The following is a 19076-nucleotide window of genomic DNA, read 5'->3' as shown; positions in this document are numbered from 1 at the left end:
GCCGAGACCGCGCCGCACCCGACCACACCCACGAGGGGGACCACCATGACGAGGACACCGCACCGCCGGCGAAGGCTGGTGGCCCTGCTGGCCGCCGTCGCCGGCATCCTCGGGACGGCCACCACGGCCGCCCCGGCCGCTCCTGCCCAGGCCACCGCTCCGGCCCGGGCCACCGCCGCCGTCGGCACCGGGCTACCGCCGCGGATGACGGACGGGTACGGCCTGACCCAGGTCGACACGAGCGTGGGCGGCCCCACCAACTTCTACCTCACCGTCACCACCCCCGAGGTCACCGGCAAGCACCACATCAAGATCATCCTGCCGAGCGGCTACGGCGACGACCCGACCCGGCGCTACCCGGTGCTGTACTTCCTGCACGGTTCGCCCGACGACCCGATCCAGCAGAACTACCCGGCCCTGACCACGTCCAACGCGATGATCACCGTCATCCCGGACGGCGGCGCCCGCGGCTGGTACGCGAACTGGCTCAACCAGAACACCCAGCTCGGCGCCCAGAACTGGGAGAACTTCCACCTCAACCAGGTGATCCCGTTCATCGACGCCAACCTGCGCACCGTCGCCACCAAGAAGGGCCGCGCCGTCGCCGGGGTCTCCATGGGCGGGTTCGGCGCCCTCCACTACGCCCAGGACCGCCCCGACCTGTTCAGCCAGACCGCGTCCCTGTCCGGGGACATCGACCTGTCGGCCGACTCCATGGACCTGCGACTGGCCGTCGTCGCCTCCCTCATCGACGCCCAGGGCGCGCTCTGCGGCTCGGCCACCGGGTCCTGCGGCGACCCGAACAACGACCCCTACAAGCCGGGCGTGGACAGCGACGCCCTGTTCGGCACCCCCTACCCGGTGTTCAACGCGGACTGGCGGTGGAACGCGGCCGACCCCTCCCAGCACATGGACCGGCTCGCCGGCGTCGGGGTCTCCATCTACGTCGGCAACGGACACGGCTCGCCCACCGACCTGGAGTTCTGGCTCGAAGGCGCGTCCAAGCACGTCAAGGAGCACATGGACGCCCTGGGCATGCCCTACTACTACGTCGACTACGGCGACGGCTCCGCCTGGGGGAGCCAGTGCAACGGCGGCCACAACGCCTACTGCTGGGAACAGGACCTCCGGGACCTGATCCCCCGGCTGGAGCGGGCCTTCGCCTCCTGACCCTTCCTGAGCCTTCCTGACCGTGCCGGCCGTGCCAGGTGGTGCGGTGACGGGCCCCACCGGGAACCTCCCCGGTGGGGCCCTCGCCGTACCGTTCGCCGGGCGGGCTCAGACCCCGCGCAGGATCAGCCGCTGCGTCCGCCGCAGCACGGGGCTCGGCGGGACCCCCAGCTCGTCGGCGAGCCTGCGGCGGGTGCGGTCGAACACGGCCAGCGCGTCCGCCTGGCGCCCGCCGCGGAACAGCGCACCCATCAGCATCGCCGCCACCGGCTCGTTCAGCGGGTGCTCCCCGGACAGCGCCATCAGCTCCGCGATCGCCCCGGCGTACTGCCCCAGCCGGAGCCGCCACTCCGAACGCCGCTGGGCGACGGTGATCCGACGCTCGGTCAGCCGCAGCCGCTCCAGTTCGGCGAGCGGGCCCGGCAGCCCGGCCAGCGGCTCCCCGCGGAACAGGTCCAGCGCCCGGGAACAGAGCCGGACCGCCTCCGACAGGTCGCCCGCCCGGTGGGCCGCCCCGGCGGCGGTGACCAGCTCCTCCATCCGGGCCAGGTCCACCTCGGTCGCCCCGGCGACCAGGCGGTAGCCGTACCGGTCGTGCTCGATCACCGAGCCCGGACAGTCCCCGAGGCGCAGGGCCTTGCGCAGCCGGTACACATGGACCGGCACCACATTGGTGACCGGCGGCTCCGACCCCCACACGCCGTCCAGCAGCTCCTGCTGGCTGACGGTCCGTCCCCGGTGCAGCGCCAGCGCCGCCAGCACGGCCTGCTGACGCAGGTGCCCCAGGTCCAGGTCCCTCCCGCCGTGCTGCGCCCGGAGCGGGCCGAGCACCGAGATCCGCACCTTCGCGGCGGCCGTCCGGACCGTGGCGCCGTTGGGCACCGACGCCGACCCGGGTGCCGAAGCCGAAGCCGACCCCGGCGTACGGGGGCCGCGGCCGGGCGCCACCAGTCCGCAGTCGAAGGCGTGCACGATGGCGGCGGCCCGGTCGCGCAGCCCGAGCTTCCCGAGGACCCGCGCCAGGGCTCCGGCCACCGCCTCCTCGGTGACGGCGAGGGCGGCCGCGATCTCGTCGTCTCTCAGACCGCAGCCGACCGCCCGGAGCACCGCGCGCTCCTGGTCCCCGAGTTCGGCGCTGCTCGGCCGGGTGGTGATGGCGGTCGTCGACATCGCTGCTCCCTGCACTCCGCGCCGCCCGGTCCGGCCGGCGCCGTCGACAAGGTAGTGGCGGCCCCGCCGGGCCCGGAATCCGGAACGATCCGGAGTGGCACGCGGGACGCCCCCCGGTGCGCCGCGGCGCTCAGGGGCAGTCGACGAGGGCCGGGCGGTCCTTGGTGCGGACGGCCGGGAGCCAGGCGGCGGCGGTGTCGGGGAGGTGGACCCGGTACCAGAGGGTGGAGGTGCGGTCCTCCTCGTCCACGATCGGCAGGCCGGTGGTGAGCCGGCAGTCGGCGTCGAGGGTGTCGCCGTGCCAGACCCGGGTGGGCACCACGTTGTCGGCCGTGTACGGGCGGTGCGGGTCGACGGCCAGGCCCAGGCTGCACGCGGGGTCGCGGTCGGCGCGGTCCTGGCAGCTGCGCTCGGCGTTGAAGACCCGGATCCGGCCGGGGTGCCCGGGCGACTCGGCGCGCGGCCAGAGCGCCGCGGCGGAACCGGCGGCCGTCGCGGCGGCGACCAGCGCGAGCAGGGCCAGGCGCAGCCGCGGGCGGCTGCGGCGGCGCGGCCGCCGTCCGGACCGGTGGTCACGGATCCGGGCCAGCAGGCTCTCCGCGGTGTGCGGGGCGCGGGCGGCGTGGCTCGGGGCGAGGCAGTCGGCGGCCAGCTCGCGCCAGAACGGCGGGACGTCGGAGGCCAGGCGCAGCGCGGCGCGGCCCTCGGCGTACTGCTGGGCGGCGGCGCTGCGCGCGGTCGGGGTGGCGCCGGGGAAGGGCGGGACGCCCGCGGCGAACACCTCGTGGATCACGATGCCCAGCGCCCAGATGTCGGCGGTGGTCCGGATCTTGACGCCCTGCTCGCCGAGCGGCTCCTTCCACCGCTCCGGCGGGAGGTAGTCGGGGGTGCCCATCGGGGCGCAGTGGCCGTGGGTGCCGGTGAGTTCGATGGCGAGGCCGAAGTCGGAGAGGCGGACCTCGCCGTCCCGGCCGATCAGGACGTTCTCGGGCTTGAGGTCGGTGTGCACCCAGCCGGAGCGGTGCAGGTGGGCCAGGCCCTCGCAGATGCCGGCCACGATCCGGCCGCCCCGGTCCTCGTCGACGCCGGTGGCGAGCAGTTCGCGCAGGGTGCACCGGGCGCGCTCCATGACCAGGACGATCGCGCCGTCCAGCGCGGGGTGGTCGGGGGCGGCCAGGGTGAGGGTGTCGAGCAGCGGGACCAGCCGGGGGTGCGGCGCCGTCCGGGCCAACTCGACCTCGCGGCGGGCGGCTTCGGCGACGCTGCGGGCCTGGCGGGGGGCGAGCCCGGCGGTCGGCAGCACCTTGAGTGCGACCGTGCCGTCCGCGTCCCCTCCGTCCCCTCCCGCGTTGCCGCCCGTCCCGCTCCGGCGCGCGGCGTAGACGGTCGCCCAGCCGCCCTCGCCGATGAGCCCCGTCACGGTCCACTCGCCGACCCGGTGGCCGGGTGGCAGCAGGTCCTCGCCGTCCCCGTAGAAGGCCGGATCGTGCATGCTCGCTGCCCTCCCTACCGTTCCCTAGCCCTACCGTCCGGGCCCGGCGTCTCGGGGCGCGGCAGCAGCGCGAGGTGCTCCTCGCGGACGATGCCGAACTTCAACGCCAGCCCGACGACGGCCTCGCGCTTGCCGCTGCGGCGGTCCGGGCGCCCCGCGCCGTCGGGCAGCTCGACGCGGAGCTTCTCGTCGGCGAGGTAGTCGAGGTGGGAGCTGACCGCACGCGCGGTCAGCCGGGCGCAGGCGGGGTGGCTGCGCAGCCGCGCGACCACCTGGGGGGTGGTGGGCACGGCGGCGGGGGAGAGGTCGCGCAGCCACGGCTCGCAGAGCGCGACCAGCACCAGGAAGTAGGTGGCCGTCTCGTCCAGCGAGTACGCCGTCATGGTGCGGCTCTCCCAGGAGCCGCCGCGGGCGTGCGGGTCGAGGTAGACGTGGTCGGGCGCGAACACCTGGAAGGACAGCGGGGTTTCGCGCCGCGAGGGCAGCACCACCCGGGCGAACTCGAAGGGGATCGGCGCGCCGATCCGGCGCGGCGGCACCCGGAGGTACTCGCCGGCGCCCTCCGGGTTCTCCACCAGGTAGGCGTGGGTGTTGCTGAGGTTGCTCAACTGCCAGTGGTCGTCCGTCGCGTGGATCTCCCCGGCCAGCCGGGACACCGACTCGTCGCCGAGCCGGAGCTCCACCGGCGTACCGGCCGAGCCCCGCCCGAAGCGCGCCCGCTCCCCGGGCCCGAGCCGCAGCGTCACCGCTTCGTCGCCGTTCCCCTCCGGCAGGTGGACGAGAATCCCACTCACCGTTCCCCCGTCCCGCGCACTGCTGTCCTGTGCCGCACCCCGACCGTTGCCCTGACGGACGGAACGTTACCTCCTTGAGCATGACAATAAACAGAATGGTGGTGCAGGCCACGTGACGGCGCGGACCGGCAGGCCGTGCCTGCCGATCCGCGCCGCCGGGGACTGCCGGGGGTGTCAGCCCACGGCGGGGCCGGCGGTGGTGTTGAGCCAGGCCCAGTCGGACCAGGTGGAGAAGCCGGTCTGCCACTTGTGGTAGACGCCGGCGCTGCTGGTGCCGAAGACCTCGATCCGGCCGTCGGCGTTGGCGGCGGCGAAGATCTCGGTGCCGCCGCCGCCGAAGCCGTCCCACTGGCCGTAGGGCGCGTTCACGCCGGTCTGCCAGATGTGCTGCGCGGTGGTGCCGTTGATGGCGAAGGCCTCCACCCGGCCGTCCGGGGAGCGCTCACTGGTGATCCGGGAGTCGGCCGGTCCACCGGCGGCCTCCCAGCCGGACCAGGTGGTGGGGTTGGTCTGGTACTTGTGGAAGACGCCGGTGGGGCCGGAGGCGAGGACTTCGAGGCGGCCGTCCTCGTTGTGGTCGACGGTGAGGGCGCGTCCACCGCCGCCGAAGGTCTCCCAGGCGGACCAGCCGCCGCTGGGGGCGGTCTGCCACTGGTGCTGGAAGGTGGTGCTGTTGAGCGCGAAGACTTCGAGTCGGCCGTCGGGGGCCTTGCCGAGGCGGACCTCGCTGTCGGCCGGTCCGCCGCCCGCCGATTCCCAGTCCGACCAGCCGCTGTTCGGCGCCGTCTGGTACTTGTGGAAGAGGCCCGCCGGTCCGGAGGCGAAGACCTCCAGGCGTCCGTCCTGGTTGGCACCCGCCGCGAGGTCGTGGCCGCCGCCGCCGAAGGTCTCCCAGTTCGACCAGGTGCCGGAGGGTGCGAGCTGGTAGCGGTGTTGGAGGGTGCTGCCGTTGAGGGCGAACATCTCCAGGCGTCCGTCCGCGTTCGGGCCGATGGCCAACTCGGCGCCGCCCGGGCCGCCCAGGGACTCCCAGTCCGACCAGGCGCCGTTCACCGCCGTCTGCCAGGCGTGCGAGACACCGTTCGTGCCGGCCGCGAACACCTCCAGGCGGCCGTCCGCGCCGCGCGCCGACACCACCTTCCCGGACTTCGCCGGGTAGACCAACGGCGCCGGGCCCGGGTCGTGGTGGCCGAGCCGGTCCACCGCGGCCTGCGCCGCACCGAGGTAGCGCTCGTGCGCGCGCTGGTTGTAGGTCGACCAGGGCTGCCAGTTGGTGCCGCCGTTGGAGATGCGGTACGCCGCGTTGGCGTTGCACTGGGCGTCGAAGGCGCAGGCGTCGCTGACCTCGGGGTGCCAGTAGTCGTTGATCTCCCACAGGCCGCGGTCGCGGGACGGCGGGGTGTTGTTCTGGACGTTGGACGCCGAGGGGTTGCAGCTGGACTCGGCCATGCCGACGGCGATCGCGGTGACCAGGGCGTCGCCCCGGAAGCCCGCGGTGTAGCCGACCTCGGCGCACAGGTCGATGCCGGTGGCGGCCGGCGCGGGCGTGGCGCCCGCCGTCAGGCCCGCCGCCACGCCCAGCGCGGTGAGCGCGGACAGCAGGACGCGGCGGGGCGCCCGACGGGCGCGTGGTGTGCTGGTCACGTGAGCTCTCCTCAGTTGACGGCGGGGCCGGCGGTGGTGTTGAGCCAGGCCCAGTCGGACCAGGTGGAGAAGCCGGTCTGCCACTTGTGGTAGACGCCGGCGCTGCTGGTCCCGAAGACCTCGATCCGGCCGTCGGCGTTGGTCGCGGTGGTGATCCCGGTGCCGCCGCCTCCGAAGGTGTCCCACTGGCCGTACGGGGCGTTCAGTCCGGTCTGCCAGATGTGCTGCGCTGCGCTGCTGTTGATGCCGAAGACCTCGACGCGGCCGTCCGCCGTCGGCTGGCTGGTCAGCCGGGAGTCGGCCGGTCCGCCCGTGGGCTCCCAGTCGGACCAGGTGGTGGGGTTGGTCTGGTACTTGTGGAAGACGCCGGTGGGGCCGGAGGCGAGGACTTCGAGGCGGCCGTCCTCGTTGTGGTCGACGGTGAGGGCGCGTCCGCCGCCGCCGAAGGTCTCCCAGGGGGACCAGCCGCCGCTGGGGGTGGTCTGCCACTGGTGTTGGAAGGTGGTGTTGTTGAGCGCGAAGACTTCGAGTCGGCCGTCGGGGGCCTTGCCGAGGCGGACTTCGCTGTCGGCGGGGCCGCCGCCGGCCGATTCCCAGTCGGACCAGCCGCTGTTGGGTGCGGTCTGGTACTTGTGGAAGAGGCCCGCGGGGCCGGAGGCGAAGACCTCCAGGCGTCCGTCCTGGTTGGCGCCCACGGCGAGGTCGTGGCCGCCGCCGCCGAAGGTCTCCCAGTTCGACCAGGCGCCGGAGGGTGCGAGCTGGTAGCGGTGTTGGAGGGTGCTGCCGTTGAGGGCGAACATCTCCAGGCGTCCGTCCGCGTTCGGGCCGATGGCCGACTCGGCGCCGCCCGGGCCGCCCAGGGACTCCCAGTCCGACCAGGCGCCGTTCACCGCCGTCTGCCAGGCGTGCGAGACGCCGTTCGTGCCGGCCGCGAAGACCTCCAGGCGACCGTCCGCGCCGCGTGCCGACACCACCTTCCCGGACTGCGCCGGATACACCAGTGGTGCCGGACGCGGACCGGTCCCCGGTCGGCAGGGCATGGTGATGCCGCGGTCCGCGAGGTAGGGGACGGGGTCGGTGCGCACGGTCGCGTTGGCGTCGGCCCAGACCCGCAGGTGCAGGTGCGGTCCGCTGGCCTGGCCCTCACTGCCCATCAGCGCGATCTGCTGACCGGCCGTCACGTGCTCGCCGACGGCCACGTCCCGCTCGCGCATGTGCCCGTACTCGGTGATGGTCCCGTCCGGGTGCAGGATGCGGATCCACTGGCCGTAGCCCTGTGCCGGCCCGGAGGCCGTCACCTCGCCGTCGCCCACCGCGTAGATCGGGGTGCCGTAGTCGTTGGCGATGTCGATGCCGTTGTGCTCCTGGCTGTAGCCCTGGGAGATCTGGCCGCGGGCCGGGCAGGACGCCGCGAACCCGGCCACCGCCGTCGGCGCGGCCCCGGCGGGCGCGGCCGGTACGGCCACCGGCAGCAGCAGCGCGGCCGCCATCAGCGCCAGCCGGGGAAGGGAGCCCGGCACCGCTCGGCCCCTCACGCCGTACACCGGCGGCGAGCCCTACGACCGGGGTGGTGCGCGGTCATCCTGACCTCCTGAAGACGCGTGGCAGCGGCCCCTCCGGACCGCCCGGGGCACGCTAACCACCCGCCACCCACCCCGGAACCCGGAACCATCCGGACTGACACCACCGCCCCGCCCCACCGACACTGCCCCCCGGGCGCGAGGACGCCGCCCCGTCTCCTCCCGGCAGGCCGCGACACGTCATCGGGTGAACCCACCGGAACGACACGCCCCACGCCTTGCCGAAATTCCGGAGGGAAATGACCGAGAACGCCGTGCGCCAAGGTCTGTTCGATTGACCCTCATAAAGGCGTTCCGGATACTGATCGAGCACGACGCAACGGAAACTCGTTGTGGAGCGGACTCCGATTATTCATGTGATCCGACTGGGGAGAATCCATGTTCTCGAATGTCAAGAAGGTCGTGGGCTCGATGGCCATGGCCTTCGCCGCGGCGGCCACCCTCACCGTGGCGGTGCCGTCCGGCAGTGCCTTCGCCATCGACCACATCCCGTGCGACGGGAGCCGTAATGACTTCCTGAAGATCTGGTCGCACCTGGACGGTCGCGACAGCGTGGACTGCTATGCGAACGGTGGGGAGATCGGCTTCGGCGGGTGGTGGGTCGACCGGATCTCCACCGGGAACAACGACCTGGTCTACTCCGACGCCAACGGCGACTCGGTGCGGGTCAACCGTTGGACGGACATCTCGTACCCGAACCACCCGCCGAAGGTGAACTCCATCAAGATCCTCTGACGAACCGGCGGAGCGGGCCCCCGAACGGCAATTCTCCGACCGTAGTACCGCCACTCCCGGAAGAACCCGGGACTTGGGTCGCCGTCGAACTCTCCGTAACGTGAATTCGCTCCCCCCGGCTCACCGGTGCCGGCCACGCCCTCCGGGCGCGGCCGGCACCGGCCTGTGCTGCCGTGCTCTTCCGGGGCCGGTGGCTGCTCCTACGTCAGCGCGTCGCTGCCGCCGAGCGGGGTCCAGGTGAGCGCCAACCACGCGCCCGTGCTCCCCTTCTGCGCGGTGACCCGGATCGTCTGCCCCTTCTTGACGGGGACGACCACGCTGTCGCCCGGGAACGTGCCGTTGTCCTTCCACCCCGACTGGGCGGTCGAGGACTGGTAGTCCACGCCGCCGACGTTGACGGTGATGCGGTGGTGGGCGTGCAACTGCCAGGCGCTGGACGACGTGTCCGCCCGCAGGCTCTGGAGCCGGACGTGGACGAATCCGTCGCCGCCCGCGGCCGTGTAGGTGCGGTCGGCGAAGCCCGACAGGTAGTCCGAGAACAGTGTCTGGGCGGCGCCGATGGCGGTCACGGCCTGTTCCACGGCCAGCTTGCTCTTGACGGTGACGGTGCCGGTCGTGGTCCCGTCGGCGGCGTAGATCTTCGCCGCCTTGAGGGAGTAGCCGGAGTCGATGGTGACGTCCCGGTTCGCGGTGACCGTGTTGTTGGCGGTGACCGGCTGCTTGAAGTCGACCTTGCTCTGGAGGTTGACGGTGCCGGTCGTGCTCCTGCCGGAGGACCAGATGTGATCGGTCCGCAGGACGTACGCGGACTCGACGATCACGTCGGCTTTCGCGGTGACGGTGCCGTTGGCGTTGAGGGCGCCGCTGGTCGTGAGGGTGGTGGCGTTGACGCCGCCGTTGGCGTTGATCTGCCCGGCGACGGTCAGGGTGTTGCCGGTGGTGACGGTGACGTTGCCGTCGAAGGTGGTGGCGCCGATCGTGGTCTTCTTCCCGGCCTTGTTGTCGGCGGTGAAGGTCTCCGTCACCGTCACCTTGTCGCTCGCCGTCACCGTCCTGGCGACGATGTCCGGGTCCTTCACCGTGACCGTCGTGGACAGGTAGTGGTGGACGTCCTGGCCGTCGGCGCCCTTGGTGCGGGCGTCCAGGACGAACGTGGTGGTGTCGGTGAGTTCGTGGCTCTGGTGGCTGAGGCCGGTGACCTTCACCGGTGCGCCCTCGTCCCAGGACAGCCAGTACTCGGTGCCCGCCTCGCTGCCCTCCCACCGCAGGGTCGCCCTGCCCTTGTTCGCCACCCGCGGCTGCACGCTGGAGAACGCGCGGAAGAAGAACGCGGAGGCGTCCTCACGGTGTTTCCCGACCTCGGGCGTGTCCACGGGGCGGTCCTCCCAGTCGTTGTCGGTGGCGGTGTGGGCGGTGACGGTGAGCCGGACGTCGCCGGGGGTGCGGGCGACGGGGATGGCGGAGATCTTGAGCGTGAAGCGGCGGCCCGCGTCGAAGGTGACCTGGTTGCCGGGGGCCTCGGGGGTGCAGACGAAGGTGAGGGAGTTCTCCTTCGAGGGGCGCTGGACGATCAGCCAGGTGCCCTGCCCGCCGTCCTGGTTGCCGTCGATCGGCACGGGGTTGTCCGTGAGGTCGGTCGGCGCCGTCCCGATGGGCAGGGACACGGTGATGGAGCGGCACTCGACGTCGGGGCTGCCGTCGGGCTTGGAGAAGGTCAGGCGCAGGACGCCGTTCTTGGTCTTGCTCGGCGTGGAGACCGGAAGGGGGTTCGGGCTGGGCACGCACTCGGCCTGGAGGCGGCCGTCGGGCGCGAGCGGACTGGTTGCCATGGGATGGGGGCGCCTCGGGTCGTCAGCTGATGGTCACGTCGCCGGTGAAGTCCGTCGTGCGGGCCCACGTCCTGCGGGCGTCGGTCCGGTCGGCGGTGAAGGTGTCGTGGACGGCGAGCCTGTCGGCGGCGGTGAGGGTCCTGGCCAGGACGTCCGGGTCCTTCACGGTGACGGTGGTCGAACGGTAGTGGTGCACCGTCTGGTTGGCGGCGTTCCGCGTCTGCGCGTCGAGCACGAAGGTCGTCGTCCGGGTGAGCGCGTGGGTGGTGTAGGTGAGCGGGACGGTGGAGGGGAGCCGCTTCGCGGGCTCGTCGTCCCAGTAGAGGTAGTACTCGCTGTTCTGCGGGGTGCCCTCCCACTCCAGGACGGCGGCCTGCCCGTGGGCGACCCGGCCGACCCGGCTGGAGAAGTTCCGCACGTAGAACTCGTTCGCGAGCTTCTCGACCACCGGCACCCCGGTCGGCCGGTCCGCCCAGTCGGTGCTCCCCGAGCCGGGCCGCGTCGTCTCCGTCACGGTCAGCCGGGCGGCCCCGACCGTGCGGTTGACCGGGATGTTCGACAGCAGCAGCGTGAACTCCCGCCCGGCGCCGAAGGTGGTCTCGCCGGACGGCGGGGTGCAGGTGAAGGTGATCGAGGTGACCTGCCCCGGTGCCGTCGGCTCGGGCGGCACGGTGGTGCGCTCGATGTCCCACTCCGGCCCGCCGTTGTCGCGCGGGTAGTCGTCGATGTCGTCGGCGTGGGCCGCGTCGGTGTTGAGGGACAGGTCGCCGGCCGCGGTGCCCACCGGAACGGTGACCCTGAGCGCGCGGCACTTGACGTCCGCGCTCCCGGCCGGCCTGCGGAAGGTCAGGAAGACCGTCGCCCGCTCGGTCTCGGTGGCGGTGGAGACGGTGACCGGGTCGGGGTTGGTGTCGCAGACCAGGTCGAGCAGGGCCCCCGCGGCGGCCATGACCTCGATCACTCGCCCACCACCGCCACCGGCAGCACGGTGCTGCGCCGCGCGTAGGTGCCGGAGCCGGTCGCCGTCTCGTCGCTGATGCGCAGCTGGACGGTGCCGGGCGGGCCGGTGAGCGGGATGCGTTCCAGGACGAGGGTGAAGTCCTCCCGGTCGTCGAACCCGGCCTTGCCGCGCGGGCCTTCGGGGGTGCAGGTGAACACCGTTCGGCCGGGCTCCGGGGTGGTCGCGCGGATGTGCCAGCTGCGGCCGTGCGGGGCCCGGTAGGCGGTGTCGATGCGCTCGGCACGGGCGGTGAGGGCGTCGGCCCCGTCCCCGGTCGGCACCTCGACGGTGATGCTGCGGCAGTCGGGGACGCCGTCCGCGGCCGGGTTGCGGGTGACGGCGATCTCCAGCCGGGCCTGCCGGGGGTGGCCCGCGGTGGCCCGGACGAGGTCGGGCGGGGAGGTGGTGAGGGTGTAGCGGAGCAGGTCGGTCGTGGCGGTCACGGCCATGCGGCGCGGTCCTTCCGGTGGTGGGTGGCGGCCGGGGTCGGGGTTCGGCGGGTCAGCGGACGAGCGGTCGGCGGGTCAGCGGGCCGGGGGGTTCGGCGCGGCCGGGTGGAGCTGGAGGTAGCCGGCCCGGGCGGTGGGCGCCGGGTCGTCCGGGTGGCTGAGGTGGTCGGCGGGGAACAGCGGCCGCTCGTCCCAGTCCAGGTCGTCCGTGGCGGTCGCCTGCGGCTGGGCCCAGCTCCAGGTGCCGTAGCGGGCGGACAGCGGCGGCAGGAGGAGAGCGGCGTCGTCCGGGTCGCAGGTGACGGCGAAGCGCCGCATGCCGAAGACGCCGTCGGCGCCGGTGGTGAGCCGCAGGCGGACGTACCGCGCGGGGACGGCCTCGTCGAGGGTGTGCTCGTTCACCGCCTGCTCGGCGTCGTAGGGCAGGTGCCGCCAGCCGTTCGGCTCGCCGCGCTCCGAGTACTCCAGCACCGGGTTCCCCGGCCGGTGGGAGCCGTCGGCCGTGCCGGTGAGCAGGGAGTACCCGGCGAGCCGCTGGACCGACCCGAGGTCGAGCACGACGGTGCTCCCGGCGGCCGGTGCGCCGAGGCTGCGGAACTCGGCCGCCGCCGGGGCGCGTCCGGCGATGTTGCCGAGCGGGTGCGCCGGGTCGACGGCCATGGTGGTGTCGAAGCGGCGCAGGTCGCGCGTGGTGGCGAGCAGCGGGTTGAGCCGGAACGAGGCCCGGATGGCGCCGAGCGCGCGGTGCACCTGCTCGGCGTCCAGCCGCAGGGCGTGCACGGGCAGGATGTCGGTGGTGGCGTGCACCGGCAGGTGCGGGTGGGCGATCATGGTGACGCGCCGGAAGCGGCGCCGGACGGGCGGGCGCGCGGGCAGCGCGAGGTCGCCGCCGTCGGTGACCGGGTCCAGGTAGTCGCTGTCGGCGGCCGGGTCGAGCGCGCGCAGCAGGCCGTAGTCCACCCGCTCGCCGGGCGCGCCGGCGAAGTAACCGATCAGGCCGTCGTCGAGGCGCTCCGGGTCGCCGAGCCGGATGTTCCAGTCCTCGTCCTCGTGGGCGCCGGTGACCGGTTCGAGGACGGTGTCCCAGGACGGGTCGGTCGGCAACTGGTGGTGGAGTTCGAGGTCGAGGGTGGCGTGGACCAGGGCGACCGGCCGCCCGATCAGCCGGGCGGGCAGCGGCCCGGACTCGGGCGCGGTGTCGACGATGCCCGCGACGCTGCGGTCGACGGTGGCGACGAGCGCGCGGAACGCCCCGGCCGAGTCCGGCCGGTCGATCAACCCGGCCAGGAAACCGGCGAGTTCGGGATGGTCGGCGAGGAGCCGGGGGTCGGTGTGCCCGGTGTACGGGGAGTGCGGCAGCGGGACGCACCTGGCGGCCTCGCCGGAGTCCGGGGTGAGCACGATCCGTACGTCCCCCACGGCGGCGCCGTCCGGTGCGTACACGCCGAGGGCCTGGTCGAGGTGGTTGACCAGCAGCCAGCCGGCCAGGCCGTCGCTGCGCCCGGACGGCTCCTGGGTGAAGGCCAGCCGGGTGTCCTGGAGCAGCCGGGGCGGCAGCTGGACGAACCGCTCGGGGTTTTCCATCCTGGGCTCGGTGTAGAGCGGGTGGCTCGGGGTGACGGAGGCGGTGAGCACCGGGTACTGGCCGTACCAGTTGCCCTCGTCGCCCGAGGTGACCAGGTCGACGCAGCGGCCGAAGCGGTCGAGCAGGCGCAGGTCGGTGAGGAACAACTGCCCTGCGCGGATGGGCTGGTGGCGGTCGGTGAACGCGCCGGTCGCCGGGTCGGGCACGTGGTTCTGCGGCCCTGCGAGCCCGGCGACCGCGCCCTCGACGGGCACCTGCGCGCCGCCGTCGAGCTGCAGCAGCCAGTCGTTGAACCCGTCGAGCGTCTGCGACAGCACGTCCAGCGGCTCCAGCTCCCGGCGCAGTCCGGCCAGCGCGGCGCGGTCGGCGCCCGGGTGGCTGGCCCGGTAGCGGGCGAGCTGTTCGCGCAGCACGTACACCGTGGTGGGCGCGAGGTAGGCGCGGGAGCGGAAGAGGCGGTTGAGGACGTCGCCCTCGCTCTCGAAGTCCGCCGCCAGGGTGCCGGTGCCGTCCCAGGTGTAGTGGTGGGCGTCGATGCCGTCATCGGGCGGGCTGAACGTCCAGTGCGTGGTGCCGTCGCTGCGGTAGGGGGTGGGGAACCAGCTGAGCTTCCACATCAGCGTCATCGGCAGCCAGGGCTGCCGCCAGGGCGCGGTGTACTCGGCGAGCGGACCGCGCGCGCGGGTGGCCGGGCTCTCCACGACGGCGTGCAGCGCGGTGCGGGCGCCGTCGGCGGTGCGGGCGGCGCGCTCCAGGAGGGCGAACTCCTTGAGCAGTGCCGCGCAGGCGGCGGGCAGGCCGGTGAGGCCGGGGTCGGGTGGACTCGCCTCGACCGGGCTCCAGGAGGAGCCGATCATCACCTCGCGCAGCAGGTCGGTGCCGAGTCGGCAGGGCAGCGGGTTGTCGCGGTCGCGGGTGAGCGGGACGGTGCCGCCGCCGCTGCCGTTGATCAGCAGGACCGGGTCGGCGGGCTTGTAGAAGGCGTCACCGGGCTGCCGCCGGAGCTGCAGGCCCGGGTCGAGGCCCCGCTCGGCGGCCCAGGTGTCGGCGACGTCCTGGAGGTCCTGGCCGGGCTCGGGCCACGGGATCAGGCCGCGGAGTTCCTCGATGCGTCGCAGGGCGTCGTCGGCGTCCTTGGCCGGGCCCTCGTTGGCGGGCTCCAGCAGCCGGTCGCACTCGTCGTCGAACCCCTCGGGCAACTGCGAGGGCCGCTCGCCCTCCGGCAGGTGGCGCAGCCAGTGCAGGGCCCACACCCGCCACTGGTGCTCGGTCAGTTCACGCAGCCGGGAGTCGTGTTCGGCCTGGTCCGCGTTGAGTCGGGCCAGCCACTCCGGCGCGACGGCCGGCGCCCGGCGACTCCCGGCCCCGGGGTCCTGATCGGGACGGGCGAGGATCTGCCAGCGGTGACCGCCCTCGCTGCCGGAGAACCAGCTGCGCCGGGTGGTCTCGGCGAGGTCGCGGTCGCCGTCCGGGCCGTCGAAGGTGTCCAGGGTGCCGTGGTAGAGCGCGTTCAGCAGCTGCGCGGTGCGCGGCGAGTCGTGCTGCGGGTCGCTCTGCCGGTCGAACAGCTCGGCCGCGGCCTCGCCGGTGCTGTGGCCGAACGCGACGTCGGTGCGGTTGGGGTCGGGCCGACTGTCCTCGGGGGCGTCGCCGTCGTGCCGCCACTCCAGGCCGAGCGCGGTGCCGTGGTAGACGCTGCGCCCGAGGGCCGGTGCGGCGGTCACCTCGAAGGTCCGGACGGCGACCGGCTCCGGTCCGGCCTCCAGCAGCCACAGTTGGACGTACCGGGCCCGGACGGGCGTGGCGGGGGAGTACTCGAGGACGGGCGTGCCGGCGTCGTAGTCCTGGTGGTGCGCGGCGGGCCAGTCGGTGCCGTCCACCGAGGTCTGGACCCGGACGGCGGGCAGCAGGTGGGCGTCGTCGGGGTCGCCGGCCAGGACGCGCAGCGAGCTCACGTCCTGGACGGTGCCCAGGTCGACGGTGATCCGGTCCGAGCGCACGGGGGCGTTCGCGCTCAGGTAGTAGGTGTCGTCCTGGTGGTCGAGGAGGTGCTCGACGCCGTGCCCGGCCGCCGTACCCAGGCCCCCGGCGACGGCGGCGCCGCGCCCGGCCAGGGTCCAGCCCAGCGCCGCGACGACCTCGGCGGCGGAGTCGGGGGAGGCGTCCGGTGGCAGCAGCCCGGGGATGGCGGCCGCCGCCCGGAGGAAGTCGTGGTCGGTGTCGCTGTACCACCCGGCGACCAGGTAGGAGAGTTCGGCGTCCGGCGGGTAACTGTCGCCGTGTGCCGGGTCCCTGAGGTCCTGGAGGTCGTCGTGGAGGGCGAACACGTTCTCGTGGTACGGCTCGAAGGCGGCGAAGTTGGGCAGTCCGGCGCCGGCGGCGTTCAGGAACAGCGACCGCTTGGCCTCCGGCTCCCGCCAGGGGGTGCCGGGCGTCAGCACGTGGCGGCGGCCGAGCCAGTCGACCTCCGGCTCCTCGCGGCGCGGGTCGACGAAGCTGTTGATCGCCTCCTTGTCGTCCCAGGAGGCGCCCTCGTCGTCCGAGTACAGGTAGTCGCTGTGCACCACCCAGCCGCGGACCTTGCGCGCGCCGCGCACCCACGCGTAGCGCACCACCAGCCAGCGGTTGGGCACCAGCGGGAAGCGGGTGTCCTGGCCGTCGTCCGGTACGAAGCCGTCGGTGAGCGCCTCGGGCAGCTGCCACTGGAGGTGCACGCCCTCGAAGCCCGCGTCCCCGCCGACCTCCTTGCCTCCGGTGAAGGCCTCGGGTTCGGCGGCGCCCCGGCCCTTGGTCTTCGGCTGGGTGCCGAGCATCCGGTCGAAGCTCGGCTGGGGGCGGTGGAAGGGGTGCAGGGTGCGCACCTTCCGGTTGACCAGCAGGGCGTGCACCTGGACGGGCACGATCAGGTCGGTGTCGCTCATCGGTCGGAGTCCCCCGCGTTCGAGGTCGGCGTGGTGGTGACGATCAGGGCGGGGCGGTGCGAGGTGCCCTCGCGGGAGGTGATCACCGCGAGCTCCCGGGCGGCCTGGGCCTTGGTGAGCGCCACCGAGACCCGGCCGCCGGTGCGGGCGCGGACGTGGTCGGTGACGTCGAACTCCAGCCAGGTCCAGGCGTCGACGGCGCCCAGGCGGGCCCGGGCGAGCGGCTGCGCGGAGAGTTCGGGGCGGTCGGCCCAGGCGAGCGCGGACTCCGCCCAGTCGTTGCCGGTGCCGTGCAGCAGCAGGTCGAAGCCGCCCGCGTCCCTGGCCGCCGCGTGCACCCGGACGACGGCCCGGGCGATCCGGTCGGCGGGCGGGAGCCCGGTGGCGTCGAAGCGCAGGTAGGCGATCCTGGTGACGGAGCTGGCCGGCCCCTCGTTCTTGACCATCAGCTCGTGGCGGGTGCCGTCGACCGGGCCCTGGCCGTACTGGACGAAGGTGTCCGCCTCGCACGGCAGGTCGGTCCGGGGAGCGGGCAGCAGCAGCTGCTCCAGCGGCGCGTTGACGAGTTGCAGGGCGAAGCGCCCCGGTGACAGGTCGCTCCCGCAGGCGGTGGCGAGGGCCGGCAGCAGCCCGCCGTCGCCGTGCAGGGTGAGCACGTCCGGCAGGCGCCCGCCCTGGCCCGGGCGCAGGTGGTCGAAGACGGTACGGCCGCTCGCCGGGTCGGGGAACTCGGTGCCGGTCGGGTAGCCGACGGCGCTGCCGGTCAGGTGGCGCAGGCTGATCCGGGCCTCGGAGTTGACGCCGAAGTGGATGCCCTGGCCCGGCTCGCGGATGCTCACCGAGTCCGGGACGGCGTCCCACAGCACCAGCAGGAGGTCGGGGGCGAGGTGGTCCCGGCGCAGTTCCTCGACGGGTTCGCCGGCCCGGGTGGCGATCAGGTCGAACACCGGCCAGGCGCGCACGAGTTCGGAGTGCATCAGCAGCCCGGCGGCGGGCAGGCGGGTGCCGTCGCGGAACCGGCGTTCGCGCAGCAGGGGCGCCAGCGCGTGGTCCGTCGAGGTGTGGGCGCCGACGTCGGCGGCGCCCGCGACCAGCGCCTCGATCCAGCCCTCGTCGATCCGGAACGCCCGCAGGCTCTCCGGCGGCAGGAGACGCGGATCGGGCACCAGGTGCGGGAAGGGCACCCCGCGCAGCAGGGCCAGGCGTTCCAGCCAGTCCGGCGCGGTCGGGGTCACGGCCTCGGCGACCGCGGCCAGCGAGGCGCGGGCGCGCGGGTCGGCGAGCAGGGCGGCGGGCCGGACGCGGGCGGGTCGGACGCGGGCGGTCCGGGCGGCGGGGGCCGGGGCCGGTGCGCGGCGCGGCTCGCCACCGAGGGCCTGGACCAGCCGGGCACCGAGGCCGGCCGCGGCGAGTGCGCCGAGGGCGGTGTCGCCGGGCAGGGCGTCCGGGTCCTGCCGGGCCCGGACCGGGTCGGCGCCGAGCGCGGCCAGGGTGGCGGCGCGGTTGGCCAGGGCCCGCCGGGCTTCGACGATCTCGGTGCTGTACTCGGGGTCGGCGAGCGCGATGGTGCGGCCGAGCGTCCAGGCGGCGGCGTAGCTGACGTCGAAGACGCCGTACGCCGGGTCGTAGACCAGCGCGTGGTCGGCCGTGCTGTGCGGGCCCTCGACGGCCTCGCGCGGCAGTTCGGGGGCGGTGAGCGGGGTGAACGGGCCCCGGTACCAGGCGTACGTGGACTCCCCGGCGAGGGTGCGCTGGGGGAGGGCGGTGTAGCCGTGGTGCAGCCGGGTGCGGATGTGGCGCTCGGCGGCGGTGTCGCCCCCGCCGGCGGGCGGGGTGTGCCGCAGGGCGAGCCGCTCCGGGTCCGCGGTGCCGGGCGCGACCAGGTCGCGCAGCAGGGTGCCGGGGTCGAGGGTGCCGTCGGGGGCGTTGGTGAAGGACCAGGACCACAGGCTGCAGAGCCGGATGTGCCCGGCGTCCGCGAGCGTGCCGGGTTCGAGCCGGTCGAGGTGGCCCTCCAGCGAGACCAGGTGGACGGCGTAGCTCCCGGGCGTGCGCGGGAAGCGGTTGGCGGCCAGGACGGCGTACGCGCCCTCGGTGAGCACTTCGCCGTCGTCCCGGCGCTGCGGGGCGAGTTCGACGTCGCGGACGTGGGTGAGGTCGAGCAGTTCGGCCTTGCGCGGGGCGATCGCGTGGAACACCCCGATCGGCAGGTCGATCGTCCGGCAGGGCAGGGTGTCGTCGATGTCCCCGCCCAACTCCGGCCCGACGGTGCCGGGTTCGGTGGGGCGCCGGAGTTCGCCGACCGGCCGGTCGGTGAACTCGCCGGCGGCGGCGGGGTCGTCCAGCGCCTCCCCCTCGGCGAGCAGCAGCAGTGCCAGCCAGGGGGCCGGTACGGACCGCTTCGCCAGGGTCCGTTCCCAGGGCAGGACCGCGCGGGTGAGCGTGACGTGCGGCAGCACGTGGGTGTACCGACCGGCGGCGCCGGCGGCCGGGTAGAGGGCGTGCACCGAGCTCGGGTCGAGGTGGAAGCGCGCCGCGCGGATCTCGTACCGGCCCTCGGCCGGGGGGAGCTCGGCGGCGGTGTCCAGGGGCCGGCCGTCCTTGCTGAGCCGGTGCTCGACGGTGACGGTGTAGACGCCGGCGGTGGCCTTGGGGACGAGGTGGTCGTAGAAGCTGACGTCCAGGTCGGGGCGGGTGGGCACGGCGG

At 74.0% G+C, this 19076-nt stretch carries 12 protein-coding genes; 2 read left to right on the top strand and 10 right to left on the bottom strand.

Annotated features, from left to right (window positions below):
- Positions 1 to 45: 45 nt before the first annotated feature.
- Complete coding sequence (locus tag ACFY2K_RS32465; protein WP_380525741.1) at positions 46 to 1170, top strand: alpha/beta hydrolase; 1125 nt, start codon at positions 46 to 48, stop codon at positions 1168 to 1170.
- A gap of 108 nt (positions 1171 to 1278) precedes the next feature.
- Here ACFY2K_RS32465 and ACFY2K_RS32460 read toward each other — a convergent pair whose 3' ends face one another.
- The 5 genes from ACFY2K_RS32460 to ACFY2K_RS32440 all read right to left on the bottom strand — a co-directional run bounded on the left by ACFY2K_RS32460 (position 1279) and on the right by ACFY2K_RS32440 (position 7760).
- Entirely contained in the window at positions 1279 to 2340 is a 1062-nt protein-coding gene (locus ACFY2K_RS32460; protein WP_387716239.1) for a BTAD domain-containing putative transcriptional regulator, read from the bottom strand.
- A gap of 130 nt (positions 2341 to 2470) precedes the next feature.
- The gene (locus tag ACFY2K_RS32455) at positions 2471 to 3832 is read right to left on the bottom strand and encodes a serine/threonine-protein kinase (RefSeq protein WP_380643097.1); all 1362 of its coding nucleotides are present in this window, start codon (positions 3830 to 3832) and stop codon (positions 2471 to 2473) included.
- A gap of 14 nt (positions 3833 to 3846) precedes the next feature.
- A complete protein-coding gene (locus ACFY2K_RS32450) occupies positions 3847 to 4626 on the bottom strand; it encodes a serine/threonine protein kinase (RefSeq protein WP_380594776.1) in 780 nt (259 codons plus the stop codon).
- A gap of 174 nt (positions 4627 to 4800) precedes the next feature.
- Positions 4801 to 6270, bottom strand: coding sequence for a hypothetical protein (locus ACFY2K_RS32445; RefSeq protein WP_387716237.1), 1470 nt, complete (start codon positions 6268 to 6270; stop codon positions 4801 to 4803).
- 11 nt (positions 6271 to 6281) lie between these two features.
- Positions 6282 to 7760, bottom strand: a complete 1479-nt coding sequence (locus tag ACFY2K_RS32440; protein ID WP_387716276.1) for a peptidoglycan DD-metalloendopeptidase family protein — start codon at positions 7758 to 7760, stop codon at positions 6282 to 6284.
- A gap of 468 nt (positions 7761 to 8228) precedes the next feature.
- On the opposite strand from ACFY2K_RS32440, the gene ACFY2K_RS32435 reads away from it, so the two are divergent.
- Entirely contained in the window at positions 8229 to 8585 is a 357-nt protein-coding gene (locus ACFY2K_RS32435) for a beta/gamma crystallin domain-containing protein (RefSeq protein ID WP_375894624.1), read from the top strand.
- A gap of 200 nt (positions 8586 to 8785) precedes the next feature.
- On the opposite strand, the gene ACFY2K_RS32430 is transcribed toward ACFY2K_RS32435, so the two are convergent.
- From ACFY2K_RS32430 to ACFY2K_RS32410, 5 genes are all read right to left on the bottom strand, one after another.
- Positions 8786 to 10414, bottom strand: a complete 1629-nt coding sequence (locus ACFY2K_RS32430) for a hypothetical protein (RefSeq protein WP_387716235.1) — start codon at positions 10412 to 10414, stop codon at positions 8786 to 8788.
- A gap of 22 nt (positions 10415 to 10436) precedes the next feature.
- Positions 10437 to 11375 (bottom strand): hypothetical protein, encoded by a 939-nt coding sequence (locus ACFY2K_RS32425; RefSeq protein WP_387716233.1) that lies wholly within the window; start codon positions 11373 to 11375, stop codon positions 10437 to 10439.
- Positions 11372 to 11863: a hypothetical protein gene (locus ACFY2K_RS32420; RefSeq protein WP_387716231.1), complete on the bottom strand. Its 492-nt coding sequence runs from the start codon at positions 11861 to 11863 to the stop codon at positions 11372 to 11374. Before ACFY2K_RS32420 ends, ACFY2K_RS32425 begins: the two co-directional genes overlap by 4 nt.
- Positions 11864 to 11938: 75 nt before the next feature.
- Positions 11939 to 16369 carry a discoidin domain-containing protein gene (locus tag ACFY2K_RS32415; protein WP_387716229.1) on the bottom strand — a complete coding sequence of 1477 codons (4431 nt, stop codon included), beginning with the start codon at positions 16367 to 16369 and terminating at the stop codon, positions 11939 to 11941.
- Positions 16366 to 19071, bottom strand: a complete 2706-nt coding sequence (locus ACFY2K_RS32410) for a DNRLRE domain-containing protein (RefSeq protein ID WP_387716227.1) — start codon at positions 19069 to 19071, stop codon at positions 16366 to 16368. The genes ACFY2K_RS32415 and ACFY2K_RS32410 overlap by 4 nt, the downstream gene beginning before the upstream one ends.
- Between the last annotated feature and the right edge of the window lie 5 nt (positions 19072 to 19076).

The sequence above is a fragment of the Kitasatospora sp. NPDC001309 genome (assembly GCF_042896295.1).
GTDB lineage: Bacteria > Actinomycetota > Actinomycetes > Streptomycetales > Streptomycetaceae > Kitasatospora.
The sequence above is the reverse complement of the archived record's forward strand: the minus strand, read 5'-3'. Positions and strand labels throughout refer to the sequence as shown.